The sequence below is a fragment of the Enterobacter asburiae genome (assembly GCA_011754535.1).
In the GTDB taxonomy this organism is placed as follows: Bacteria; Pseudomonadota; Gammaproteobacteria; order Enterobacterales; family Enterobacteriaceae; genus Enterobacter; species Enterobacter cloacae_N.
The window spans coordinates 2,329,884-2,354,832 of record JAAQVN010000001.1; the positions used below are offsets into that span (position 1 = coordinate 2,329,884).

The 24,949-nt window shown below is 54.3% G+C and carries 24 protein-coding genes and 1 pseudogene; 11 read left to right on the plus strand and 14 right to left on the minus strand.

Translation table 11 applies throughout. The annotated features are described in order from the left end of the window. Positions 1-98: 98 nt before the first annotated feature. Both HBM95_10960 and HBM95_10965 read left to right on the plus strand, forming a co-directional pair. Positions 99-2,264, plus strand: coding sequence for a type I secretion system permease/ATPase (locus HBM95_10960; protein NIH43451.1), 2,166 nt, complete (start codon positions 99-101; stop codon positions 2,262-2,264). Continuing rightward, positions 2,261-3,436: an HlyD family type I secretion periplasmic adaptor subunit gene (locus HBM95_10965; protein ID NIH43452.1), complete on the plus strand. Its 1,176-nt coding sequence runs from the start codon at positions 2,261-2,263 to the stop codon at positions 3,434-3,436. The genes HBM95_10960 and HBM95_10965 overlap by 4 nt, the downstream gene beginning before the upstream one ends. A 34-nt stretch (positions 3,437-3,470) precedes the next feature. Here HBM95_10965 and HBM95_10970 read toward each other — a convergent pair whose 3' ends face one another. Beyond that, positions 3,471-4,355 carry a MarR family transcriptional regulator gene (locus tag HBM95_10970; protein ID NIH43453.1) on the minus strand — a complete coding sequence of 295 codons (885 nt, stop codon included), beginning with the start codon at positions 4,353-4,355 and terminating at the stop codon, positions 3,471-3,473. Between the two features lie 280 nt (positions 4,356-4,635). Here HBM95_10970 and HBM95_10975 point away from each other — a divergent pair, with 280 nt between their 5' ends. Beyond that, on the plus strand, positions 4,636-6,099 hold the full coding sequence (locus tag HBM95_10975; GenBank protein NIH43454.1) for an EAL domain-containing protein: 1,464 nt from the start codon (positions 4,636-4,638) through the stop codon (positions 6,097-6,099). A gap of 25 nt (positions 6,100-6,124) precedes the next feature. Here HBM95_10975 and HBM95_10980 read toward each other — a convergent pair whose 3' ends face one another. From HBM95_10980 to HBM95_10990, 3 genes are all read right to left on the minus strand, one after another. Next, positions 6,125-6,397: a DUF883 family protein gene (locus HBM95_10980; GenBank protein ID NIH43455.1), complete on the minus strand. Its 273-nt coding sequence runs from the start codon at positions 6,395-6,397 to the stop codon at positions 6,125-6,127. A gap of 119 nt (positions 6,398-6,516) precedes the next feature. Beyond that, positions 6,517-7,185, minus strand: a complete 669-nt coding sequence (locus HBM95_10985; protein NIH43456.1) for an epoxyqueuosine reductase QueH — start codon at positions 7,183-7,185, stop codon at positions 6,517-6,519. A gap of 173 nt (positions 7,186-7,358) precedes the next feature. Beyond that, positions 7,359-7,835 (minus strand): GNAT family N-acetyltransferase, encoded by a 477-nt coding sequence (locus HBM95_10990; protein ID NIH43457.1) that lies wholly within the window; start codon positions 7,833-7,835, stop codon positions 7,359-7,361. Between the two features lie 90 nt (positions 7,836-7,925). Here HBM95_10990 and HBM95_10995 point away from each other — a divergent pair, with 90 nt between their 5' ends. Then, a complete protein-coding gene (locus HBM95_10995; GenBank protein ID NIH43458.1) occupies positions 7,926-8,855 on the plus strand; it encodes a LysR family transcriptional regulator in 930 nt (309 codons plus the stop codon). Positions 8,856-8,906: 51 nt separating this feature from the next. On the opposite strand, the gene HBM95_11000 is transcribed toward HBM95_10995, so the two are convergent. From HBM95_11000 to HBM95_11020, 5 genes are all read right to left on the minus strand, one after another. Further along, entirely contained in the window at positions 8,907-9,773 is an 867-nt protein-coding gene (locus HBM95_11000) for an AraC family transcriptional regulator (GenBank protein NIH43459.1), read from the minus strand. A gap of 260 nt (positions 9,774-10,033) precedes the next feature. Next, entirely contained in the window at positions 10,034-10,285 is a 252-nt protein-coding gene (locus HBM95_11005; protein ID NIH43460.1) for a hypothetical protein, read from the minus strand. Positions 10,286-10,310: 25 nt separating this feature from the next. After that, positions 10,311-10,775: a hypothetical protein gene (locus HBM95_11010; GenBank protein NIH43461.1), complete on the minus strand. Its 465-nt coding sequence runs from the start codon at positions 10,773-10,775 to the stop codon at positions 10,311-10,313. A 26-nt stretch (positions 10,776-10,801) separates the two neighbouring features. Then, positions 10,802-11,425: a hypothetical protein gene (locus HBM95_11015; protein ID NIH43462.1), complete on the minus strand. Its 624-nt coding sequence runs from the start codon at positions 11,423-11,425 to the stop codon at positions 10,802-10,804. Positions 11,426-11,601: 176 nt separating this feature from the next. Then, positions 11,602-11,988, minus strand: coding sequence for a hypothetical protein (locus HBM95_11020; GenBank protein NIH43463.1), 387 nt, complete (start codon positions 11,986-11,988; stop codon positions 11,602-11,604). Positions 11,989-12,215: 227 nt separating this feature from the next. Here HBM95_11020 and HBM95_11025 point away from each other — a divergent pair, with 227 nt between their 5' ends. From HBM95_11025 to HBM95_11035, 3 genes are all read left to right on the plus strand, one after another. Further along, on the plus strand, positions 12,216-12,491 hold the full coding sequence (locus tag HBM95_11025) for a metal/formaldehyde-sensitive transcriptional repressor (protein NIH43464.1): 276 nt from the start codon (positions 12,216-12,218) through the stop codon (positions 12,489-12,491). 31 nt (positions 12,492-12,522) lie between these two features. Beyond that, positions 12,523-13,641 carry an S-(hydroxymethyl)glutathione dehydrogenase/class III alcohol dehydrogenase gene (locus tag HBM95_11030; GenBank protein ID NIH43465.1) on the plus strand — a complete coding sequence of 373 codons (1,119 nt, stop codon included), beginning with the start codon at positions 12,523-12,525 and terminating at the stop codon, positions 13,639-13,641. Between the two features lie 160 nt (positions 13,642-13,801). Continuing rightward, positions 13,802-15,493, plus strand: a complete 1,692-nt coding sequence (locus tag HBM95_11035; protein ID NIH43466.1) for a HAMP domain-containing protein — start codon at positions 13,802-13,804, stop codon at positions 15,491-15,493. A 118-nt stretch (positions 15,494-15,611) separates the two neighbouring features. On the opposite strand, the gene HBM95_11040 is transcribed toward HBM95_11035, so the two are convergent. From HBM95_11040 to HBM95_11055, 4 genes are all read right to left on the minus strand, one after another. Beyond that, positions 15,612-17,993: a glucose/quinate/shikimate family membrane-bound PQQ-dependent dehydrogenase gene (locus HBM95_11040; GenBank protein ID NIH43467.1), complete on the minus strand. Its 2,382-nt coding sequence runs from the start codon at positions 17,991-17,993 to the stop codon at positions 15,612-15,614. A 247-nt stretch (positions 17,994-18,240) separates the two neighbouring features. Next, positions 18,241-19,164 (minus strand): LysR family transcriptional regulator, encoded by a 924-nt coding sequence (locus HBM95_11045; protein ID NIH43468.1) that lies wholly within the window; start codon positions 19,162-19,164, stop codon positions 18,241-18,243. A 187-nt stretch (positions 19,165-19,351) separates the two neighbouring features. Further along, positions 19,352-20,236, minus strand: a complete 885-nt coding sequence (locus HBM95_11050; protein NIH43469.1) for an SDR family oxidoreductase — start codon at positions 20,234-20,236, stop codon at positions 19,352-19,354. Positions 20,237-20,300: 64 nt separating this feature from the next. Further along, the gene (locus HBM95_11055; protein NIH43470.1) at positions 20,301-20,690 is read right to left on the minus strand and encodes a YdeI family stress tolerance OB fold protein; all 390 of its coding nucleotides are present in this window, start codon (positions 20,688-20,690) and stop codon (positions 20,301-20,303) included. Between the two features lie 139 nt (positions 20,691-20,829). Between HBM95_11055 and HBM95_11060 the strand changes: the two genes are divergently transcribed. From HBM95_11060 to HBM95_11075, 4 genes are read left to right on the plus strand one after another with little or no spacing between them, the layout of a single operon-like run. Beyond that, on the plus strand, positions 20,830-21,333 hold the full coding sequence (locus tag HBM95_11060; protein NIH43471.1) for a hypothetical protein: 504 nt from the start codon (positions 20,830-20,832) through the stop codon (positions 21,331-21,333). A gap of 9 nt (positions 21,334-21,342) precedes the next feature. Beyond that, the gene (locus tag HBM95_11065; protein NIH43472.1) at positions 21,343-21,789 is read left to right on the plus strand and encodes a DUF421 domain-containing protein; all 447 of its coding nucleotides are present in this window, start codon (positions 21,343-21,345) and stop codon (positions 21,787-21,789) included. A gap of 11 nt (positions 21,790-21,800) precedes the next feature. Further along, positions 21,801-22,319: a 2-oxo-tetronate isomerase gene (locus tag HBM95_11070; GenBank protein ID NIH43473.1), complete on the plus strand. Its 519-nt coding sequence runs from the start codon at positions 21,801-21,803 to the stop codon at positions 22,317-22,319. Between the two features lie 17 nt (positions 22,320-22,336). Further along, entirely contained in the window at positions 22,337-23,323 is a 987-nt protein-coding gene (locus tag HBM95_11075; GenBank protein NIH43474.1) for an SDR family oxidoreductase, read from the plus strand. Here HBM95_11075 and HBM95_11080 read toward each other — a convergent pair. After that, positions 23,324-24,949: pseudogene (locus tag HBM95_11080) on the minus strand (glycosidase).

Here is a 24,949-nt window from a genome sequence, read left to right on the forward strand (position 1 = left end):
TTATTTTGCGGGCTCGTTTAAAGAGTGTTCGAATTTTAATCACCCCGTAAAGGTATCATTTCAGGGCGAAATTATCGCCCTGGACAGGACGTAGCATTATGAAGACACATCCACAGTACGAACCCTGGCTGCAGGGCATGCTCATCATCGCGAAGCACTACCGGCTGGACTTTTCCGCGGAGCATGTTCGGGTCACGATTAACCATGAAAGCCAGTCTCCGCGCCAGCTGGTGCTGGAGGAAATGGCGCGCCAGCTTGGGCTGGGGATGCGTGTGGTGGCGGCCGAGGCGGTCTCTCTCGATCCATGGCGCCTGCCGCTTCTGGCGGAATTCACTGGCGGACAAATCGCGGTCATTAACCGCATGGACAACGATGGCAACGTCAGCCTGCAGTTCAGCGGGGACGGCGGGCTGGAGACGACGCTGACGCGTGACGAACTCGGGGCACGGTTAAAGGGGCTGATGGTGTTACGCCCCCTCGAATCCACGCCGGATGCCCGCGTGGACGACTACATCAAACCGTATGAGAAAAACTGGTTCTGGCAGCTGGCGCTGAAGGACTGGCGACGCTACAGCGACATTATGCTGGTGGCGCTGGTGGCTAACGTGCTGGCGCTCTCCGGCATGGTCTTCTCCATGCAGGTCTATGACAGGGTGGTACCGTCCCAGTCGGAAGCCACGCTGTGGGTGCTGTTTGGCGGCGTGATGATTGCCATCGTGTTCGAATTCATCATGCGCATGCTGCGGGTGCATATTTCTGACGTGGTGGGGAAGCGCGCCGACCTGCGCATCTCTGAACGCGTTTTTGCCCACGCGCTGCGGATTAAAAACGGCGCGCGCTCGAAATCAACCGGATCCTTTATCGCCCAGATCCGCGAGCTGGAGTCGGTGCGCGAGCTGATCACCTCGACCACCATTGCGGCGATTTCCGATCTGCCGTTTTTCCTGCTGTTCGTCTTTATTCTGTGGATGATTGGCGGCCCGCTGGTGCTGGTGGTTCTGCTCGCCGTGCCGCTGCTGCTCATCCCCGGCCTGCTGGTGCAGCGCCCGCTGGGGAAGCTCTCCAGCGAAGGGATGCGCGAATCCGCCATCCGTAACGCCACGCTGGTGGAGGCGGTGCAGGGCATTGAAGACATCAAGCTGATGCGCGCCGAGCAGCGTTTCCAGAACCAGTGGAACAACACCAACGACGTGGCCGCCAGCGTCGGCATGAAGCAGCGCTGGCTGACGGGCCTGCTGCTCACCTGGACGCAGGAGGTGCAGTCCATCGTCTATGCGGTGGTGCTGCTGGTGGGCTGCTACCTGGTCATCAGCGGCGACATGACCACCGGCGCGCTGGTCGGGACCTCGATTCTGGCGTCGCGCACTATCGCGCCGCTGTCGCAGATCTCAGGCGTGCTGTCGCGCTGGCAGTCGGCAAAAGTGGCCCGCAAGGGGCTGGACGACCTGATGCAGCGTCCGATTGACGATCCGCAGCACGGCAAAAAAGTGCACAAAGCCCACCTGCGCGGCGACTATGCACTTGAAGACGTCGGGTTCTATTACGACGAGGAAGAGAAACTTACCGTGCTCAACATCAGCAAGCTGCAGATCCGCGCCGGGGAGCGCGTGGCGGTGCTCGGGCGTAACGGCTCCGGCAAAAGCACGCTGCTGCAGCTTCTTGCGGGCATGCAGGAGCCGCAGCAGGGGAGCATTTTGCTGGACGATATTGCTCTCAATCACCTGGACCCGGCCGACCTGCGTCGCGACATGCAGCTGCTTAGCCAGCAGGCCCGGCTTTTCTTTGGCTCCGTGCGGGACAACATCCTGATGGGGAATCCGCTCGCCACCGACGATGAAATTCATCAGGCGCTGGTCAACAGCGGCGCGCTGGAGTTTGTGCGCAAGCAGAAAATGGGGCTGAACTATATCATCAACGAAGGCGGGGCTGGCCTGTCGGGCGGCCAGCGTCAGGCGCTGCTGCTGGCGCGCGCGCTGATCACTTCCCCTAATATCCTGCTGCTGGACGAGCCTACCGCCTGGCTGGACGAAATGAGCGAGAAGCAGTTTATACAACATCTTCACAAATGGCTGGGCAAGCGCCGGACGCTGGTGGTGGCAACCCATCGCCTGCCGATTCTGGACCTGGTCGACCGCATCATCGTGCTGGAAAACGGCAAAGTGGTGATGGACGGCCCGCGCGACGCGATCCTGCATCAGCACGGTATGGCGCCGCAGAAAGCAGCGCAGCGTACTGTTACCATGAAAACGGAGGGCGTGGCATGAACGATTTCTCCCGTTTTAACAGCCGTCTGAAAGAGCCTCGCCTGCCGCGATCGTCACTGGTGGCATGGTCGCTGTTCGCCCTGCTGGCGGTGTTTATCGCCTGGGCGAGCTTGTTCCAGCTGGATGAAGTCACGACCGGCAGCGGCAAGGTGATACCGTCTTCCCACGAGCAGGTGATTCAGTCCCTGGAAGGGGGGATTATTTACAGCCTGATGGTGCGCGAAGGTGACATTGTGGAACGCGGTCAGCAGCTGGCACAGCTTGACCGGACCAAAACCGAGTCCAGCGTGCTGGAGAGCGAGTCTCGTCTGAACGCGGCGCTGGCAACGGCTGCGCGTCTGAAGGCCGAAGTCAACGACACGGAGCTCGCGTTTCCCGAGGAGCTGGACGATGACGTTGAGCTGGTTAAACAGGAAACGGCGCTTTATCAGTCCCGTCGCGAGAGCCTTGAAAAAGGGCTGGCCGGCTTACGTCAGGGCGCCGAGCTGGTCCAGCGCGAGCTGTCGCTGACCCGTCCGCTGGTCACCCAGGGGGCGGCCAGCAAGGTTGAGGTGTTACGTCTTGAGCGTCAAAAAAATGAGCTTGAGAACAAAATTACCGAGATGAAAAACCAGTATTACGTCCGCGCCCGCGAAGAGCTGGCGAAAGCCAACGCGGAGATTGAAGCCCAGCGTTCGGTGATGAAAGGGCGTGAGGACTCCCTGACCCGGCTGACCTTCAACGCGCCGGTGCGCGGGATCGTGAAGGATATTGACGTTACGACCGTGGGCGGCGTTATCCCTCCGAACGGCAAGCTGATGAGCCTGGTGCCGCTGGACGACCAGATGGTGGTTGAGGCGAAAATCTCGCCGCGTGATGTTGCGTTTATCCACCCCGGCCAGAAAGCGCTGGTGAAAATTACGGCCTATGACTACTCCATTTACGGCGGGCTGGAGGGCGAGGTGACCATGATTTCACCGGACACGTTGCAGGACGAGGTGAAACGAGATGTCTACTACTACCGCGTCTACATCCGTACCGACAGTAACCATCTGACCAATAAGCAGGGCAAAGCCTTTCCGGTCTTTCCGGGCATGATTGCTACCGTTGATATCAAAACCGGCAGCAAAACTATCCTGGATTATCTGCTGAAACCGCTGAACAAGGCAAAAGAGGCGCTGCGCGAGAGATAAGGGTTGGCGTTCGGGATACCGAACGCCATCTGCATTATACCGTTGACGTTACGATGTTTGGGTGGCGTCGCTCCTTCGGCACCACGTTAATGTAATGTGTGACGTAGGCGAAATATAATCCGGCATAGTTTTCGACCAGTTCGAAAAACGCCGGATACACCGACAGGCGACCGTCACCGCGATCTTTCAGATAGCCTGCCTCTTGCGCCGATTTGATAATTCGGTTGACGTGGATCCGGGAGACAAAGAATTCTTTCGCGAGCGTGCTGGCGGAATATTCAATAACCGCGCCATGGGCAGATTTGTTTTTTATGGCCTGCAGGTAAAGATACAGCATAATCATGCGGCCTCCGTCCTTATCTATAAATAACCCTACCTCCGGTAAAACTTTTCTGAACGTTAATCCACGAAAGAGATACTCCGCCGCGCGGCGGAAGAAATTATTTCTCAACGTGTCATTATCGAGCAGGTTTACATCAATATTAAACGTCGGGTAAAGAGTGCTGACGGGCAAAAATGCACCGGACATATAGCGCTTGAGTTCATTCAATCCTTTTTCGGTTGGGGCAATTCTTGTTTTACGCCGATCTTCCGTACAGCGCCAGGTCCTGATGCGCCCCGTGGTTCGAAGTATAGTAATGATCGCAATTACGCTGTTGGGGCTGGCTATTTTATAGCGGGAACATAACTCTTTAATCTCTGAAACAGATTCGGCCTGATTGCCAAATATAAAGCAACACATGGAGAGGATAATGTTAAACCGTGATTCCTGAAGCATTGTCTTATAGAACAAAGGTTGTTTTTTGTAGATGACGTCATTGATTGTGTAGTGCTCTAATATTGCCTCACTAAATCGCGGGTTGCTCTTTATAACATCCCTTCGATGTAGCAAGGCCCTGGATGAGATGTGATTATCCATAGCATTTTTCTCGTATTTGATGAGCCGATAGATGAAGTATCCAGCCTTCTTTTTCGGAATTTTCATTATACCTGAGAAAAAGTGGCTTGCGGTCGTTATTTTAAAAGAAACATATATTTATATCGGTGCGTGGAAAAGGGTGATTAACGCAAAGATGTTCCGGTGCGTGGCGTTGATAACAGTATCTTAACCTGGAGGTGTATTGTAAAATTATTATACACACCGCTGTTGGTTTACATATTCATAATAATAATGGCGCTTTCGTGCCCAGGAGCAGGTTATGACCCATAAAGTTTCTCTCAGGAATGTCGCGAGCAATGAGCAAAGATTTGTCATTTCAACCTGCGGTTTTACGTTTCAGGGGTATCGCCTGCTGCTCAAAAAGTACGGAATAGAGGCTGCGCATATTCATTTTGATGGAGATGAGCTATCTCAACTGGACAAGGAAAATATCCTTATTCATCAGAATGCTCACATCGTAGTGTTCCTGGGAAAAGGTACGGTAACTCTGCTGGAGAGCCTGACGCGACTGGCTTCCGTACTCAATGCACTTCCTGTTATTCGTTGTGTAACCCTGTATGGTGATATACCCGACAGCTGGCTCTATCGAACTCTGGGTAGCCTTTTAAATAACAGCTATCAATTATCACTGATTCGTATAGCCAGCGTTTCTGATGTAATAACCTGCTTCCACACCCACAATAATGGGTTTAGAGACCGCTCGCGCTTATTACGCGATTACTATCTGGATTGCTCGCCGCGTGAAAACCTTAAATGGCTGACAAGAAGAGAGGTTGATGTTTTATTAAATTTCTATCGCGGCATGTCCATAAAAGATATGTGCGACAGACTGAGGCTTTCTAATAAAACGGTTTATACCCATCGTAAAGAAGGTTTGCAGAAATTACATTATATTAAACAATGGTTGAATGAACCGCACACATTCAAAGTGGAAAAGCGGATTAAAAGCCAAAGTCAAAGAGTGGACTTCACGGATAAAGAAGCGGAGGTTTTTAATGCGCTGGTAAAAAGGGAAATATTCCCCGCTTATCAAATTATTACCGATTGTGACAAAAAAGGAGTGGGGTTTGAGATACTCATTCGCTGGAATAAAAACGGAAAAATAGTCAAGCCCGCCCGTTTTTTGAATGATATCGATAATTATGAAGTATGGCTAAAAATTACGGCATTGGTGATTCATGCCGCCGTTTCCGGGATTAATAAATATAATGGTAAGTTCTATTTTTCAGTGAATATACCGCCTCGCCTGGCGTCCGGGAATGCACTGCCAGAGATGGCCAGGAAAGCCATCGGCATGCTGCTCAACCCCCAGTGGGCGGAAAAGCTGGTCTTTGAATTCGCGGAAGATATTGATGTTACGAAAGACAAAAATATCCCTGAAACCATGCGCCATCTGCGTAATACGGGGTGCAGACTGTTTCTTGACGACTGCTTCTCAAGCCATCACGCCATGTTCCCCGTCAGGCAGGTGCATTTTGATGGGCTAAAGCTGGACCGGGACATCGTCGATCATTTTGTGGCGAACGACAACGATTATAATCTGATTAAAGCGATACAGATTTACAGCGACATGACAGGAACGGCTTGCATTGCAGAGGGCGTTGACAGTGAAGAGAAATTTGAAAAATTAGTTGAGCTGGGTGTGAAAAACTTTCAGGGATATTATCTTTCGCGCGCCGTGAAAGAGGAGGAGTTAGACCGTATGGTGAGATTGTTCAGCTAAAAAATAAAGCCCCGAAGGGCCTTGATTATTTACGTCCCAGCAACAAGCCAAGCACAATACCGACGGCACCCGCTGCGATGAGACCGGTCAGCGGATTATTTCTGACCGCTTCAGTGACGTCAGAGACGGCATCGCTGGCCTGAGCCGCATATTTTTTCGCAGCGCCTTTTACCTGGTGTTTTGGTGAATCAACAAATTCACCGAACTGCTGCTGGGCTGAACCTGCAAGCTCATCAAATTTATTTTTTGCTTTGTCTTCAGCAAACTGGGTGTTTTTATCAGTACCGAAATCAGACATTTTTGCCTCCTTTTGTTGATAGTTAAAGGATAGCCTCTCTTTGAAAAGATGAGAGGCGTAACGCTAAATTTCGGAGGGGATTGACCTGTTTTCGGATATATCTACACGAGATGAGAGCGTTATTTTTCGTTCTCATCCTGGCCGTAATACAGTTTTCCAATCCGGATAAGCGGGCGGCCCTGAGACTTGCGGTGCAGGTTGCTGTCCCGAAGGGAATACACGCAGCCGCAATATTCCTGCTGGTAAAACTGTTCCCGCTTGCTGATCTCAATCATGCGTGATGAGCCGCCCTGTTTGCGCCAGTTGTAGTCCCAGTAGACCATCCCCGGATAGCGCGCTGCCGCACGTTGGCCGCAGTCGTTTATCTGCTGCATATTTTTCCAGCGGGAAATCCCCAGCGAACTGCTGATAACGCTAAAACCATTTTCTGCCGCATAAAGCGCTGTGCGCTCGAAACGCATATCGAAGCACATGGTGCAGCGAACGCCGCGCTCGGGTTCCCACTCCATGCCTTTCGCGCGTTCAAACCAGTTATCGGTGTCGTAATCGGCATCGACAAACGGCACGCCGTGTTTTTCCGCAAAACGGATATTCTCCTCCTTGCGGATGAGGTATTCCTTTTGCGGATGGATATTGGGGTTATAGAAGAAAATGGTGTAATCAATACCCGAGGCCTGAATGGCTTCCATTACTTCACCGGAGCAGGGGGCGCAGCAGGAGTGCAGCAGAAGTTTATCAGCGCCGTTGGGCAGGGTGAGTTGCGGGCGGACGAAAGGAGTCGTACTCATGTTGCTCTACAATATGTTAATGAAATTTATGGAATTGTAGCACACGTTATTAATCTATTCAGACTGTACTGATGAGCTGAGGGATCCTCATAAATAAACGCAAGCAGCGAACAATCCCCTCGCCCCTTTGGGGAGAGGGTTAGGGTGAGGGGAACATACGGCTCAGGTGGTCATTATTCGGCAAATTTGAGCAGCGCTTCGCCGTCAAGACGGTAGCGCACCCATTCGGACTGCGGCAGCGCGCCAATGCTCAGATAAAAATCGATGGCGGGCTGGTTCCAGTCCAGCACGCTCCATTCAAGGCGGCCACACTGCCGTTTTACCGCGAGCTGCGCGATATATTTCAGCAGCGCTCTGCCCGCGCCTTTACCGCGATAGTCCGGGGAAATATAGAGGTCTTCCATATAAATACCGTTGCGTCCAAGCCAGGTCGAATAGCTGGTGAAGAACACGGCATAGCCGGCGATCCTGCCGTCAAACTCAGCGATCAACGCCTCGGTTTTACTGCCCGCACCAAAGAGGGTTTCCCGGATCTCGTCCGGCGTGGTTACGACCTCTTCGGGCGCTTTTTCATATACCGCCAGCTCATAGATCATGGCGTAAATGGCCGCGGCATCTTCGGGACGGGCCTGACGAAGGGTTATGCTCATTGTTTTTCCTGTTTTTTTGCATGGTTCGCGATTGATGGCGTTAAGCATACGGAGTATTGTCCGAAGAATTAAGTGCAATGAAATCAACAAATGATGAATATTATGCATCCGGCTCTGAGACGTCTTGATTTAAACCTGCTGCCCGTTTTTGACGCCATTTACCGCCACCGTTCCGTTCGCCTCGCAGCCGACGAGCTGGCAATGAGCACCTCGGCGCTAAGTCATGCGCTGTCGCGTCTGCGCATGACCCTTAACGATCCGCTCTTTTTTCGGGAAGGGCATCGTATGTCCCCCAGCGTGTATGCTTCTCAGCTCGCGCCTTCCATTGCTTCCGCATTGTCATTTCTTAATCAGGAGCTTACCCCGCAGCCGGAGTTTGACGCGGCCAGCAGTACCGAAAGCGTACAAATTGGGATTACGGACTTTACCGCGCTGTGCATTTTTCCCGCCCTGATGCACAAGCTGCAGCTTGCTGCCCCGGGGCTGCGTTTTGAATTGCGCTATCTGCCGCACAGCCCGGCGCTGACGGAACTGCTGGCGGGTGAAGTGGATCTGGCACTCGGTTTCAGCACGCCGGATGATATCCGCCATCCGGAACTGGAGGAGATCGGCTGGTTTGAAGATGAGTATGTGGTCATCAGCAACGCGCGCCGGACGCGGCTGACGCTGGAGGATTATCTCGCTGCCCGACACCTGGTGGTGACGCCGTGGAATGAGAAGCAGGGCGTTCTGGATTTAAGGCTTGAGCAGCTGGGTTATACGCGGCACATTGCGATCAAAACGCCGTCGATGCTGAGCGCACCGTTTATCGTTGCGGAAAGCGACCTGCTGATGGCGATCCCTCGTTTTGCCGCTGAGAAGCTGACGACGGCAGCGGACCTGAGGATTTTTCCTTTACCGTTTTCGATACACACGTTTGAAGTGAAAATATACTCGCATAAACGCAGCGGCCAGCGGGGCGCGACCCGATGGCTTAAGGAGGAGCTGCAAACGCTGGCGCAGGCTGGCAGGGGACTGTAGGCCGGGCAAGCGCTGTGCCGCCCGGCAGAAATGGCGGTCAATAAGGGATAGTCACTTTAACGGCAGGTAGATATCCGTTTGCAGCGCATGTTCTGGCACCTCGTGAATAAAATTGAGGTAATGGAAAAACACCGGGGCATCGCGCAGCGTTTCGCCGCTGGCCGGTAGCCAGTCGCGAAACATTGCCCACACCGTGGCGGAAATGGTATCCAGCGAACCGGTGTGACGGCCAACAGCGTAACGTCCGCCGTCAATTTCACCACTGGAAACGCCAAATTCATTCTCTGGTATCGGTTCCGAGATACTGCCGCAGATATCGAAACGAAAGGCGTCTGCGGGTGTGGTTGCCGGGTCATCCCAGGCAATGCCAAACGTGCTGCTTTCGTGTACTGGCGATAGGCCCGTGCTTTTACGCCAGGCAATAAATTTCGCCGCGCTGTCATTAACCCGATCCGGGCTGCCACGGTGCTGCAGCATTGCCACCTGGGTCTGTGGGAAATCGACAATCTTAACTTCCATCGTTTTTTGCTCCTGAAAGGTCATTTTCGGTACGCGCTGGTGCCAGTTCAGCCAGTCCGGCTGCTGCCGAAACTGACGCGGGCTTTTTCCAAACGCGTTTCTGAAGGCGCGACTGAACGATTCAGGGCTCTGGAACCCGGCATCGAGCGCAATATCAATCACCTTATCCTGAGGATTAAACGCCAGTCGCCAGGAAGCATGACGCAGACGCAGCCACTGGATATAGCGATACAGAGGCTGACCGCTAAATGCCAGAAACTGTCGGTGAAAATGATAAGGCGAACAGCAGGCTAACGCGCTGAGCTTCTCCAGCGTAAGCGGTTCATCGAGATGGTTGGCGATATAGTCGCACACCATCGTGAAGCGCTCGCGGTAGGCCGTTTTGATTGCATCGTTCATTGCATCCTCCTGATGACCCACTTTGCCTCACCGAATGGACATAATCCTGACCGATCTTGCTGACTAGTTTCATCGTTGACAAAGTTTTTTCCTGTGAGGGCCATATTGTTCTGGCTTTAACCCGCGTCATTACGCAGGTGCGGGGAAGGAATCTGGGACACGAATGCCAGGTTGATCCCCTGGCATTACAATATTTTCGGCGCTATCAACGCTGAATGGACTGAGGGATGAAGTTAAATTTGTCCTCCGAAAAAGGTGGACTATTTGTCAGCGATCAGCCCTAACAACTTACAGTGCTCGTCAATTGCTTCCCATATCATGTCCTGCTCATCACCGTCCCATTCTTCAGCCATCGCAAGCTCTGAGCGGAACTGTTTGAGCCTGATATGGATAGCGGCTATCTCATTGCGACCACATTGCTTTGCCATTTTTATCAATAAGGATTCGGGCGTTTTTTCGTAGGGGGACAGCCCAGCGCGCGCTTTAATGTAGAGTGTTGTTAGTTTGTCCATAGAAGCTTAGGTCGTGAAGGTTCTATCAATCCAGTAACGGTTTGCGACTTTCTTTCGCCGGCTCTGGCTTGAGTTTTTCAACGGGAATACTGCACATGCTTTCAGCTATTATCCCAAAAAGAGAGCCTTTCGGGAAACTTTCCCATTGCCCCACATCCTGTGACACATGTATGACATCGCCTTCCGCGAACGGTTTGGAAAAATAGGTTCGCGCCATAATGGCACGCTCGTTTTTGTCGCAATTAATCACGTCGATTGCCCGGGAACTCGCTACGTAGACGGGAGGATTTTTTATGATGAGTTCCTGCTCGGCGTAGTTATTGATGAAATAAAAGCGGCGCAAGTGGTCGTTACCCTGATAAGTTGAAATCACCCGAAGATCGATATATGAAGTGACTTTTTGATCTTCAAGAATTTTTATGACGCCAGCCGGTGGCTTGGGCGTAGACTGCAGCAGGGGTTTACCTATCCCGGTACAACCTGTCAGCATAAGTAATACCAGCCATGTTAGCTTTTTCATTTCGCACCCCCTGCGGATAAATCAGGTCGTAATGTCGTCAGCATGTCAGGCGTTACATTCCCCTGAACGGTACAGAGCAATAATGTCCCGTCTTTACCTTTGCTGAGCATTAACAGCTTTTCGGTACTTTCTTTTGCCGGAGCAATACCTGACACCGCCTGCGCGTTGTCTTCCCAGTCACTGTTTGGGTTGATTTTAATCATCGTCTGAGAAACATAATCGTCTCCCGCCTTTTTCCAGGATAAACGATCGAGTTTGGACATTACTTCTTCCGGTGACTCTTTGAAAATTAGTCCCCAGTAATAGTACTTACCGTAATTGATTTCATCGAGATTGCTGGTTTGTATATAATATCCCGATACCGTCAGATTTAATTCATGCAGTGGTTGGGTAAACCAGACGTTGCGATTGCCGTCTTCAGGGGCTTTGAACCAGGCCTGCGAATGCTTGTTAAGCGTTAAGGGGGCTAAGCGGCTGAGTTTGGCTCGCTGATGATAAATCTCGCTGAAAAAGGTTGAGTCGCAACGGGTCAAACTTTGTGTCAACGTGCTGGCGTGAACTGCGGGTGAGGCTGCAGCCATACCCGCTATGAGCCCAATGGAGGAGATGAGTTTACGCATGTAATTTCCCTATAATAAAAAAGACCCTGTTTTTATCGGCTCATCAGGATGAGACTTTACGTTTTTTCTTTTACTACATTATCAAGCGTATTGAATGCCTAACCTACAGTCAGTTAATCCTGCTCATCGAGCGTCTAGCGATGGGTTATTGCCTTCGTTTAAAAACCTGCGAAGTTTTAGTATCCATGAAAGAAGTAGCGAATCTTCAGGCCGATAAACTTCAATACAGGCCAGACATAATGCTGAATTAAATATAAGACAGGTGGCACAACTAATGTCGCACCAGTTGCGCAGATTGCGTATGCCGCCGAATCCTTTGCAATTAATTCATAGTTTAGGTTAAGTGTTTCAAGATTAATTGCATTGGCTGTACTCGAACCTACAAATCCAGAACTAAAAACTACCAGGAACACATAAAGTGATGCTGTTATGAGTTTTAAAATTAGCCAAAAAAATTTCACGATGACCACCTGCTGATTGATGTCACCATTTAACACAAAAACGTCCTGCTTAGCTAGTTTATGGTTTGCGTTTTTCTGAATAGTATTCAGATCTTGACACATCCTCATTTTCCCTGACTGTCGCCGGGTATTTAATTCAGGCAGCAGAAAATCATTTTCAGATACCTCTTCGCTTTTTATCTAATATCACGAATAGGGCAGGGAGAATAAGAGTTGCGTACCGAAACTTTTAACATGTTAAGAAACCGGCTAATAACCATATAAAACTTAATGTTTACATAAAGTTGCTTTAAAAGATACAATACCCCCCTATAGTATCAGGAGGGCGTATGCCGCATTCACCCGAAGATAAAAAACGTATTCTTACTCGCGTTCGTCGCATTCGGGGCCAGGTTGATGCCCTTGAACGCGCGCTGGAGTCGGGCGACCCCTGTCTGGCCATCCTGCAGCAAATTGCCGCCGTGCGCGGCGCTGCCAATGGTCTGATGGGCGAAATGGTTGAAATTCATCTCAAAGACGAGCTGGTGACGGGAGACACAACGCCGGATCAGCGAGCCGTACGCATGGCGGAAGTCGGCCATTTGCTGCGCTCTTATCTAAAATAAACTCACACACTTCACAATAAGGGACGTCACTATGAAATCTCGCGCTGCTGTCGCATTTGGCCCCGGCCAGCCGCTGAAAATCGTCGAAATCGACGTAGCACCGCCGAAAAAAGGCGAAGTGCTGATCAAAATCACCCATACCGGCGTGTGCCATACCGATGCGTTTACCCTCTCCGGTGACGATCCGGAAGGCGTCTTCCCGGCGGTGCTGGGTCATGAAGGCGGCGGGATTGTGGTGGAAGTGGGCGAGGGCGTGACCAGCCTGAAGCCTGGCGATCACGTTATCCCGCTGTATACCGCGGAATGCGGCGAGTGTAAGTTTTGTAAATCCGGCAAAACTAACCTCTGCCAGGCCGTTCGCGCCACCCAGGGGAAAGGGCTGATGCCGGACGGCACCACCCGTTTCTCCTACAACGGTGAGCCAATCTATCACTACATGGGTACCAGTACCTTCAGCGAATACACCGTTTGCGCGGAGATCTCCCTGGCGAAGGTGAACCCTCAGGCGCCGCTGGATAAAGTCTGCCTGCTGGGCTGCGGCGTAACCACTGGCATTGGCGCGGTGCATAACACGGCAAAAGTCAAAGAGGGCGACACCGTGGCGGTTTTTGGTCTTGGCGGCATTGGTCTGGCGGTGATTCAGGGCGCAGTCCAGGCGAAGGCCGGTCGTATCATCGCGGTCGATACCAACCCGGAAAAATTCAAGCTGGCGGGCGAAATGGGCGCGACCGATTTTGTGAACCCGAAAGATCACGAGAAACCGATTCAGGAGGTCATCGTAGAGATGACCGACGGCGGCGTGGACTTCAGCTTCGAGTGTATCGGCAACGTGAACGTGATGCGTTCCGCGCTGGAGTGCTGCCATAAAGGCTGGGGCGAGAGCATCATCATCGGCGTGGCCGGGGCGGGCCAGGAGATCAAAACCCGTCCATTCCAGCTGGTGACAGGACGCGTCTGGCGCGGCTCCGCCTTTGGCGGGGTGAAGGGGCGTACCCAGCTTCCTGGCATGGTGGAGGATGCTATGGTCGGTAAAATTCAGCTCGACCCGTTCATTACCCACCGTTTGCCGCTGGAGCAGATCAACGACGCGTTCGATCTGATGCACGAAGGAAAATCCATCCGCACCGTCATTCATTTCGGCGACAAGTAACTCTTCTGCCAGCGGTTTTTAGCCGCTGGCATTTCTTTAATAATCTTCTCTAAAGTGTGACCAGTGCGGCGTTTTTAGCCGTAATCTAAATCCCCACCGTGCCGATGACTATTTAACACGCATGTTTTTACGCATCTTCCCTACAAGAGAGTCGACGGTCATGGACAACACTACTTCGATGCAGGCGCAGCGCAAGCTGGGCTTCCTGCATCACATCAGGCTGGTTCCGCTGTTTTCCTCCATTCTCGGTGGCATTATTCTGCTGTTTGCCTTGAGCTCAGGGCTGGCGGGGTATTTCCTGCTGCAGGCCGATAACGATCAGCAGGACGTTACATCTGAAATTCAGGTGCGTATGGGGCTGTCGAACAGCTCAAACCATCTGCGAACCGCGCGTATCAATATGATCCACGCCGGGGCGGCAAGCCGTATCGCGGAGATGGAAGCGATGAAGCAGAACATCCGCGAGGCGGAAACGCGAATTAAGCAGTCCCAGGATAGCTTTACCGCCTATATGAATCGTTCCGTGCGTAGCCCGGCGGACGAAGCGCTGGATGCGGACCTGAAGGCACGCTACGACGCCTATATCGCGGGCCTGCAGCCGATGGTCAAATTTGCCAAAAACGGCATGTTCGAGGCGATCATCAACCACGAAAATGAAACCGCCCGCCCGCTGGATGACGCTTATAACGCCGTTCTGCTGAAGGCGATTAAGATCCGTACCGACCGCGCCAATGCGCTGACGGCACAGGCGCACAGCCGCACGCAGCTGGGCCTGATGTTTATGGTGGGGGCGTTTGCGCTGGCGCTGGTGCTGACCGCCATGACCTTCGTTGTGCTGCGCCGCACCGTCATTAATCCGCTGCAGCGTGCAGCGAAACGTATCGAGAATATCGCCAAAGGCGACCTGACGATGCCGGACGACGTGGCCGGACGCAGCGAAATTGGCCGCCTGACGCGCGATCTGCAAACCATGCAGCACTCCCTTGAAACAACGGTCGGCACCGTCCGTCAGGGGGCGGAGGAGATCTACCGGGGTACCAGCGAGATTTCAGCCGGTAACACCGATCTCTCTTCGCGCACCGAGCAGCAGGCCGCGGCCATTGAGCAGACAGCCGCGAGCATGGAGCAACTGACCGCGACGGTGAAGCAGAACGCCGATAACGCGCATCATGCCAGCAAGCTGGCGGAGGATGCCTCCGGAAAAGCCAGCCGCGGCGGCCAGATGGTCTCCGGCGTGGTGAAAACCATGGGCAATATTTCGACCAGTTCGAAGAAAATCTCTGAGATTACCGCGGTGATCAACAGTATTGCCTTCCAGACCAATATCCTGGCGCTTAACGCGGCGGTAGAAGCGGCGCGCGCGGGCGAGCAGGGGCGCGGGTTCGCCGTGGTGGCCAGCGAAGTCCGAACTCTGGCCAGCCGCAGCGCCAACGCCGCAAAAGAGATCGAAAGCCTGATCAACGAATCGGTGTCGCTGATTGACCAGGGTTCCGGTGAGGTCGTTGCCGCAGGCAACACCATGAATGAGATCGTCGAAGCGGTTAAGCGCGTGACCGACATCATGCTGGAAATTGCCGCCGCATCTGACGAGCAGAGCCGCGGTATCGTGCAGGTCAGCCAGGCCATTTCGGAGATGGATAAAGTGACCCAGCAGAACGCCTCACTGGTGGAAGAAGCCTCCGCGGCGGCGGCGTCGCTGGAAGAACAGGGGGCGCGTCTGACCGAGGCGGTCGGGGCGTTTCGTCTGAGCAGTGCGAAGCCGAACCGCGCGGTGGCGTCAGCGCCAGTGGCGACGAGCGCGCCGTTGCGCCCGGCGGCGACAGTTTCGGGGGATAACTGGGAGACGTTCTGAGCCGTGAGTTTTGTCGGGTGGCGGCTTCGCCTTACCCGACCTACTTGTATTTGTAGGCCCGTTTAAGCGTAGCGCCACCGGGCAAAAAAAAGGGACCTTTCGGTCCCTTTTTCATTTGTTACTGCTTATCGGGTAACGCGTACGCGATAACGTAATCACCGCGATCCGGCGACTGGCGGGCGCCCCCGGCGTTAATCACGATGTACTGCTTGCCGGTTTTCGGCGAGACGTAGGTCATCGGGCCGGACTGGCTGCCGACCGGCAGACGGTCCTTCCAGATCTCTTTCCCGGTGGCGGTATCAAACGCGCGCAGGTAGAAATCCTGGGTGCCGGCGAAGAACAGCAGGCCGGACTGGGTTGACAGTGACGCGCCCAGCGTCGGCATACCGATCGGGATTGGCATGTGCATGCGAATGCCCAGAGGGCCGGTATCTTCCACCGTGCCGACAGGGACCTGCCACACCAGCTTGCCGGTTTTCAGGTCAACGGCCGACATGGTGCCGAACGGCGGCTTCTGGCACGGAATGCCCAGCGGCGACAGAAAACGTTCGCGCATCGCGCCGAACGGCGTACCGTCCATCGGGACAATCCCCATCTCAATGCCGCTGGCGTTTTTCGCCACGTTCGCGCGCGGCACCATGTAGTTTGCCAGGCCCAGGCGCATATCGTTGACGAACATCAGGCTGTTGTTCGGGTCAACGGAGACGCTGCCCCAGTTCATTCCACCGAGCGAGCCGGGGAACTGCAGGGAACGGTCGAGACCCGGCGGGGTGAAGACGCCCTGATGACGCATCTCTTTAAACTGAATGCGGCACAGCAGCAGGTCAACAGGCGTCGCCCCCCACATGTCGGACTCGGTCAGCGTCTGGTTGCCAATCATCGGCATGCCCACGGAATACGGCTGGGTCGGTGAGTAGCGTTCACCTTCAACGTTACCCGCCGGAACGGGACGTTCCTCTACCTTCGCCACCGGCTTGCCGGTTTCGCGGTTAAGCATGAAGATCATGCCCTGCTTGCTGGTCTGGACGAGCACAGGTGTGGTGCCGCCTTTGCCGTCCGGCAGGTCGTACAGCAGGGGCTGGGAAGGCAGGTCAAAGTCCCACAGATCGTGGTGGGTGGTCTGGAAATGCCAGCGGACCTGTCCGGTGGCGGCGTCAACGGCGACGATGGAAGAGCTGTATTTATCGTCCAGCGCGGTGCGCTCACCCGCCCAGAAGTCCGGAGTGGCGTTGCCGGTTGGCAGATAGATCAGGTTTAGCTTAGCGTCGTAAGACATCGCTGACCAGACGTTCGGCGTGCCACGCGTGTAGGTCTGGCCTTCCGGCGGCAGGCCGGTCAGGTTCGGATTACCCGGATCCCACGCCCACGCCAGTTTACCGGTGTGAACGTCGTAGGCGCGCACCACGCCCGGCGGTTCGCCGGTGGAGAAGTTATCCGCGACGCGGCCGCCGACGACAACGACATTGCCGGCCACCAGCGGCGTGGAGGTCTGCTGATAATACCCGGGCTTGATCTCGCCCATGCCGACGCTCAGATCAACGGTGCCATGGTCGCTGAAGTCTTCGCAGACCTTGCCGGTATCCGCATTGATGGCAATCAGGCGGGCATCGGTGGTCGGCAGGAACAGACGGCGAGGGCAGGCCGCAGGCGATGTGTCTGTTTGTGACGTTGTCACGATTTCGCGATCTTCAAAATAGCCCAGGCCACGGCAGCGCTGCCAGTTAGGGGCGGTGGCTTTGGAATCATAACGCCATTTCTCTTTACCGGAATCCACGTCCAGCGCCAGTACTTTACTGTACGGGGTACAGACATACAGCGTGTCGCCAACCTGCAGCGGCGTGTTCTGATCTTCCGCGCCGGAGCCGTTGCTTTGCGGAATATCGCCGGTGTGCGCAACCCAGGCAACTTTTAGATCGCTGACGTTTTGCTTGTTGATCTGATCCAGCGCGGCGAAACGGTCGCCGTGGGTGGTATTGCCCCAGTGCTCCCAGTTCTTTTGCTGCTCGTCGGGTGCGACGGGTTTAACCGGAACGGGCTCGTTCGCGGCCACGAGGTTTTGTGGCTTAAACATCCAGCCGAGGCTCACCAGCATCGCCAGCGCGAGCACGGCCGCGACGCCAAAAGCGGGCGCCTTGTTCGCGGCGCTGTGGTTCGCAGCACGCAGGAAAGGCCAGACGATGGCGCAGAGGAAGGCCAGTACGGCAAAGGTGAACAGGCGAGAGAAGAGCGGCCAGAAATCCCAGCCCGCATCGCTTACTGCCCAGAACAGCGAGGCAATAAACGCGATGCCGTAAAGCAGGATCCCGCTGCTGCGATTGAGGAAAATTAGGAGCGCGGCAACGACCATCACCACGCCCATTATCAGGAAGTAAATACTTCCGCCTACGGTGGCGAGCTTAAAGCCCAACCCGCCGACCGCCAGACCGATGAGCATCATCAGTCCGACAAGAAGCCACTGCAGAATACGAGGTACCCCGCGCGGCGCGCTGCCAAATGCCATTTCTGTCTCCTTTAAATCCCCCGCCGTGCTGGGTGTGTACCATCTGGGTAATAAATGCGGGGAATGCAATGATTAACACGAGTGAATTCGTATTTATAAAATGATATGCGAACCATTTGGTGAATTCGTGGCTATGATAAAACTGTTAAATTGTTTTGCGCAATTGTTAATGAATCATTCCGCATTATTTGATTAACGCACAGGCCAGTTCCCTCTCCCCTAAGGGGAGAGGGTGAGGGGTAAGAGGTCAAACAGGCATGGATTTGCGAATGGCGCTCAGCAGCGTCTGTGCGCCCGTGGAAAGTGGGGTATCCACACGGGTCAGAATGCCGATAGGTTCGCCCGCACCGGGGGAGGTGATCGGCAGGGCGGTCAGCGTCCCCTGGCGCAAATCGTCTTTTACCGCACCGGAAGGCACGAACCAGACGTAGTCATAATCCAGGGTGAGCTGACGCGAAAGGGAGGCCGAAAGCGTTTCGATACATCCTGAAGGCAGCGTACACCCCTGCATCTGCAGCAAAGTTTCAGCGGCCTGCCGCGGAACGGTCCCTTTCGGGCAAACCACTACCGGCCACTCCATCACCCGGCTTAACGTCACGGTGTCCTGAAGCAGGGGATGATCGGGACGAACCACCAGCTTCAGGGATTCCAGAAACAGCAGTTCATAATTGAGGCCGCCCATCAGTTCAGGGTCGGACATTCGACCGATACCGAGATCCAGTTCACCGGATTTAAGCCCCGCGAGCAGCATGGTGTTATTCATGGTGGCAACCTGAATAGTAGTATTGCGCTGCTGCTTGTGGAACTGACCAATAACGGGCGGCAGAATCCCCAGCGCCGCGGTTGGCAGGGCGCCGACGCGAACCACCTCGCTGGAGAGCTCTTCTTTTCGGTGCAGGGACTGGCCGGCGGTGTTGAGCGCATCCAGCACCTTTACGGCGTGCGTCAGGAACTGTTCGCCTACCAGAGTCAGCTGTGCCCCAAGCCGACCGCGATCAAATAGCCGGGCGCCGGTCAGCTGTTCCAGCTCGTTGAGGGTTTTCGAGAGCGCAGGCTGGCTCAGGTTAAGAGTTTCAGCCGCACGCCCCAGCGTTCCCTGTTGAGCGACGGCCACAAATGTATGCAAATGGCGCAAGCGTATGCGCTGACTGAACAGACCATTTTTTTCCATAGGCGATGTTAAAAACAGAGCGATGCGGGTGACAAGTTAAGTTGTTTAATTTTGATAACCTGATAGCAAAATATTTTTAACATTTGATCTGTTTGAGTTACAACATGTTTTTCAGGCAAGGCGGGTGATGAACGTCCTTGTTCATTTATTGCTCACTGCGAGGAAGGGAGAAAAGGATAACGCATTTTTAAATCACGCCGTCCCCGCCGTCAGAACACCACACCTGACCGGAGGTAAAGGAACATTCATCGGAGGCCAGCGTAACGTACAGCGGAGCAATCTCGACGGGCTGCCCCGGACGACCCAGCGGGGTATCACCGCCGAACTCCTTCACTTTTTCCATCGGCTGCCCGCCGCTGGACTGCAATACCGTCCAGTACGGGCCGGGGGCGACCGCGTTGACGCGAATCCCTTTCGGACCCAGCTGTTTGGCTAAGGATTTGGTAAACACCGCCAGGCAGGCCTTCGTCTGGGCATAGTCTAGCAGCACGGGGCTGGGCTTCACCGCCTGAACGGAAGAGGTGTTAATGATCACGGACGACGCTTTCAGGTGGCGCAGAGCCGCCTTAGTGATCCAGAAGGGGGCGTAAACGTTGGTTTTAAACGTCGCGTCAAAATCTTCGGTGGTCAGCTCTTCAAGGGATTCCCGGTATTGCTGACGGCCTGCGTTGTTGATCAGAATATCCAGCCCGCCCAGTTTCGAGACGGCTTCTTCGACCAGATTCTGACAGAAGGTTTCGTCCCGGACGTCACCCGGGAGCGCGACGGCCTTACGACCTTCCGCTTTGATCAGATCGATGACCTCGGCGGCATCTTTCTCTTCTTCAGGCAGATAGTTGATCGCAACGTCAGCGCCTTCACGCGCATAGGCGATAGCCACCGCGCGACCAATACCGGAGTCACCACCGGTAATCAGCGCTTTTTTGCCGGCAAGGCGGCCATGTCCTTTGTAGCTTGTTTCCCCGTGGTCGGGTACCGGCTGCATTTCGGATGCCAGTCCCGGCGGCGTTTGCGGCTGTTCCGGGAACGGGGGTTGCGGGTAAGCGTTCGTACGTTGTGTAGTATCACTCATAGCTGACTCCTTAAGCCAAGGGGTGAGATTTGATGGATAGTTGCAGCGTTAACGCTTCGCTGAATTATTTCTGCAAACGATCAACACGAACGACGGCAGGAGATGATTTTTTATCAAGCGAACCGTTGATACTGATCATCTGATCGGGTTTTACCGTTCTGCCGTCGAAGACTGCCTGGGGAATAATAACGTCGATTTTTCCGGTTTTATCCTGGAATACAAACTTATCGCCGCTACCGTCAATAAGATTACCGCGCAATGAAATTGTCGCGCCATCGTGCATTTGTTTTGCCTGTTCGATGGTCATAATACGCGCGTCGTCGGTTCCACGATATCCGCTGTCCAGCGCGTGGGGTGGCGGCGGTACTTCACCTTTTTGTAACCCGCCGTTATTATCAGCCCATGCGGCTGGAACCAGAAATATCAAAAAAGCGGAAATAAGTGATAATTTCATCTGATATCCTTCATTTTTGAGTGTCTTGACATATTAAGTATTGTTGCTATTCCTTTATGTGGCAAATGTGATAAGTCTTAAAAACATTCTCTTTTGAAATCAAAACTATCATTAAATAAGCGAAACGGTGACGACGGCCATGAAGCGTGAAAATGAAAAGTTACCCGGGATAGATGAGAGTTATCGCTTGCTGAGGTTCGAATATACATTTCGGCAGGTGGGTTTTGTGGTCCTCCTGGTTATTATCATCGCAGCGGTTGCCGGTCTTTTTTCCAGCGGAATGGTGAGCGAGACGGCCAAAACCAATACCGCTAACTCATTGAGCATAAACTATGAACGTTTTGGCAGGCGGGAGACGGAGTCAAGAATGCAGTTCACGTTCCCGGTGAAAACGGAGGGCAGCTATACCCTCAGCCTGACCAGCGACAGCAGCGACGTGTACGAGCCCGGCAGCGTCTGGCCGCAGCCGGACAAAATGTATAGCCATGAAAAAACCCTCTATTTGGTCTATGACTACCTGCAAAAATCAGACAATTTCTCAGTTTTATACTTCACGACACCTTCCAGAGCCGGTAAATGGAACACCGTCATCCGCGTCAACAACGAGCCAGAGATAAATATCTGGCAATTTATTTATCCGTAGGAGGCTGATATGGATATGGTCTTTCGCGCGCTGGCGATTTATCTGTTTCTCGTGGTGGTATTTAAAGTGGCGGGGCGTCGCGCGCTGCTGCAGATGACCAGCTTTGATCTCATCCTCCTCTTGATTATTAGTGAGGCGACGCAACAGGCGCTTCTGGGTCAGGATTTCTCCGTCACCGGCGCGATGATTACCATTACCACGCTGGTGGTAGTTGACATTATATTTGGGCTTATGAAGAAGTATTTTTCACCGGTGGAGAATATTCTGGATGGTACGCCGGTAATTCTGGTTGAAAACGGCGTGCCGCTAGCGGATAAGCTAAAAAAAGTCGACGTGTCCTGTGATGATATTCTGGTGTCAGCGCGACAGAATAATGGCATTACAGAAATGAGTGGAATTAAATATGCCATACTTGAGCGCAATGGTCATATTTCAATCATTCCTTTTGAGAAATAAGAGGCGGCAAGATGAGCAATCTTTTACACGACAGTCATTTTACCGTGAGTGACCTCACCAAAAAGCTGGCGAGTAAATTAACCGATGCCGGGCTGCGGTTAACCACGGCGGAATCCTGCACGGGAGGAAAGCTCTCGGTGGCGCTGTGTGCAGAGGAAAACACGGCCGATTTTTATGATGTCGGGCTGGTTGTGTTCAGCGATGAAGCCAAATCGCGGATCCTCGGCGTGCGTCCTGAGACGCTGGCGCGCTACACCGCCGTCAGTGAACAGACGGTCACCGAGATGGCCGCCAGCATCCGTGACATTGCCCGGGCGGATATCAGCATCGCTATCAGCGGCTATGCGGGCCCGGAAGGGGGCGATGACGGCACCGTGGCGGGTACGGTCTGCTTTGCCTGGAATGTGCGCGGCGAGACGGAAACCCGCACCGTCCTTTTCTCCGGCGACTGTGAGGATGTGGTGGAGAAAGCGGTGCACTACTCGCTCGCGGAACTGGTAACAAAACTGTCGGACGGCAATAACGGCTAAATTCACGCGGAGGTTCTATGGCGGTCATAGTGATTACCGGCGGGACGGCGGGCGTGGGAAAAGCCACGGCGCTGTACTTTGCAAAGGCAGGTTACAATGTGGGGATTATCGCCCGCGATGAAGCCAGCCTGCACTCAACCCAGGAAGAGCTGCGCCGCTTTGGTGTTAATGCCCATGCGGTGCAGGCGGACGTCGCCGATAGCCAGGCGGTAGTGGATGCGGCTAATGAGATCGAGTATCGCCTCGGGGCGATTGATGTCTGGGTCAACAATGCGATGGGGGCCGTGCTGGCACCGTTTCGTACCCTGACGCCGGATGAGTTTCGTCGCGTGACGGATGTCACCTACCTCGGGTTTGTCAACGGCACACGCGCCGCGCTGGAGCTGATGGTGCCCCGCGACAGGGGCGTGATTATTCAGGTGGGTTCCGCGCTGGCCTACCGTTCCATCCCTTTGCAGTCGGCCTACTGCGGAGCCAAAGCGGCGATCCGCGGGTTCACCGATGCGGTGCGAACCGAGCTAATGCACGAGAACAGCCGGGTACAGCTTTCGATGGTTCAAATGCCGGGCCTCAATACGCCGCAGTTCGAATGGGCGAGGAATAAGTTTGCCTGGGCTATGCGCCCGGTGCCGCCGGTCTTTGAGCCTGAAGTCGCCGCCAGGGCCATCTTTAAAGTTGCACAAAAACCGGTGCGCGAGCTGTGGGTGGGCAGCAGCACCATCCAGTCCATCGTCGGGCAATTTCTCTTCCCGGGCTATCTTGACCGGCTGATGGTGAAAAAGGCCTGGGAAGGCCAGATGACCGACGATCTGAACGCAGCGGATCGCCGGGACTATCTCGACCAGCCGGTTAACGACCTGCACAAAATCCATGGGCGTTTTACGGACGAAGCAAAAGACCGCGCCCCGTCCGTCACCTCCGGTATGCCGGGTAAGGTGGCGCTGGGGGCGCTCGCGGTGGCGGGGATTATGCTGACCCGTCTGATCGCCCGGCGGAAACGCTAATCAGCGCAGCGCGCTGCGGTGCGTCCAGAACCATCGGTAGCCGTAGCCGCTAATACTGAGCTCGACGGTTTTGCCGCAAACCAGCGCGTCGTCTTAGCGTTTGTCCTCAAGGCAGGCGGTCCAGGTGGCGTGGCGGATCCCCTTTGCGGTGAACTGAACGGGCTGGTCGCTGAAGTTAACGAAGGTCAGGATGCTGCGCTCGTCGGTCTCGTAATAGATCCCCAGCACCGCGTCATGATCGAGGGTGATGAGGCGAAAGGGCGCCACGGCAATTTCGGGGAACTCCGAGCGGGTATTGGCAATATCGATTATCCGGTGCAGGAGCGAGTTGCGGTGAAGCAGCGAATCGGCGACGTTGATTTTCTGATAGCGATAGGGGCCGTGGTCGATTATCGGCGCAATAAATTTTTCAGGATCGGCCGCCGAAAAACCGCCGCCCTGCGAACCTGCCCACTGCATCGGGGTACGAACGGCGTAGCGTTCCTCCAGCTCCAGGTCATCACCCATGCCGATCTCATCTCCGTAGCGCATCACCGGCACGCCCGGCAGGGAGAAGAGCACCGCGTGGCAGAACGCCAGCCGCTTTTGATCGCCATTCAGCATCGGCGCAAGGCGTCTGCGGATCCCGCGCTGATAGACGTTCATCTCCTCGTCAGGGGCGAAGGTGTCGAGGACAAACTGTTTATCTTTCTGACTAATCCCTTCCAGATCCAGCTCGTCATGGTTGCGCAGCCAGTTGGCAAAGCAGCATGAATCGGGCGGGACGATCATTTTCTTCACCGCGTTGCGCAGTGGGCGGGCGCTTTTCCTGGCCAGGCTGACGTAGAAATACTTGTTGAGCCAGAAATTAAGCACCAGATGCAGGCGGTCGTTATTGCCGAAGTAGTCTTTATAGGTCTCAACGTCCACGTCCACTTCACCGAGCAGGATGGCGTCCGGATTGCGCTGCTCGATAAGACGGCGCATATGCTCCAGGATCCACAGGCCCTTCTTTTCGTCACCGTTTCCCGCCTGCGTGGTGAGGTGGGACGCGGCATCGAGGCGAAACCCGGACACCCCCAGCTTGAGCCAGAAGAGGATAATATTCTCAATTTCCTTAAGCACGGCGGGTGAGGTCAGGTTCAGATCCGGCTCGTGACGATAAAACATATGCCGGTAATACTGTCCCGCCTCGTCATCCCAGCTCCAGATGCTCTTTTCCACGCCGGGGAACATGGGTGGCGTGTCGTCGTCGTCGCTATCCGACCAGATATAGTAGTCGCGATACGGCGAGGTGGGGCTGCGGCGAGCCTGCTGGAACCAGGGATGGGCGTCGGAGGTGTGCTGGATCAGCAGCTCAATAATGACCTGCATGCCCAGCTCCCGGGCCTGTTCGATAAAGGCGATGATATCGGCCAGTTTTCCGAAGCGGGGATCCACCTGCAGATGGTCGCTGACGTCGTAGCCTTCATCCAGAAAGGGCGTGAGGTAAAACGGGGTGATCCAGATAACCGTCGCCCCCATGCGGCGAATATAGCGCAGCTTGGCCGCTATCCCGGCGATATCCCCGCAGCCATCGCCGTTTATATCGTAAAAAAGCGCGGTATCAATCTGGTAGATAATGGCTCGTGTATGCCAGTCCGTCAT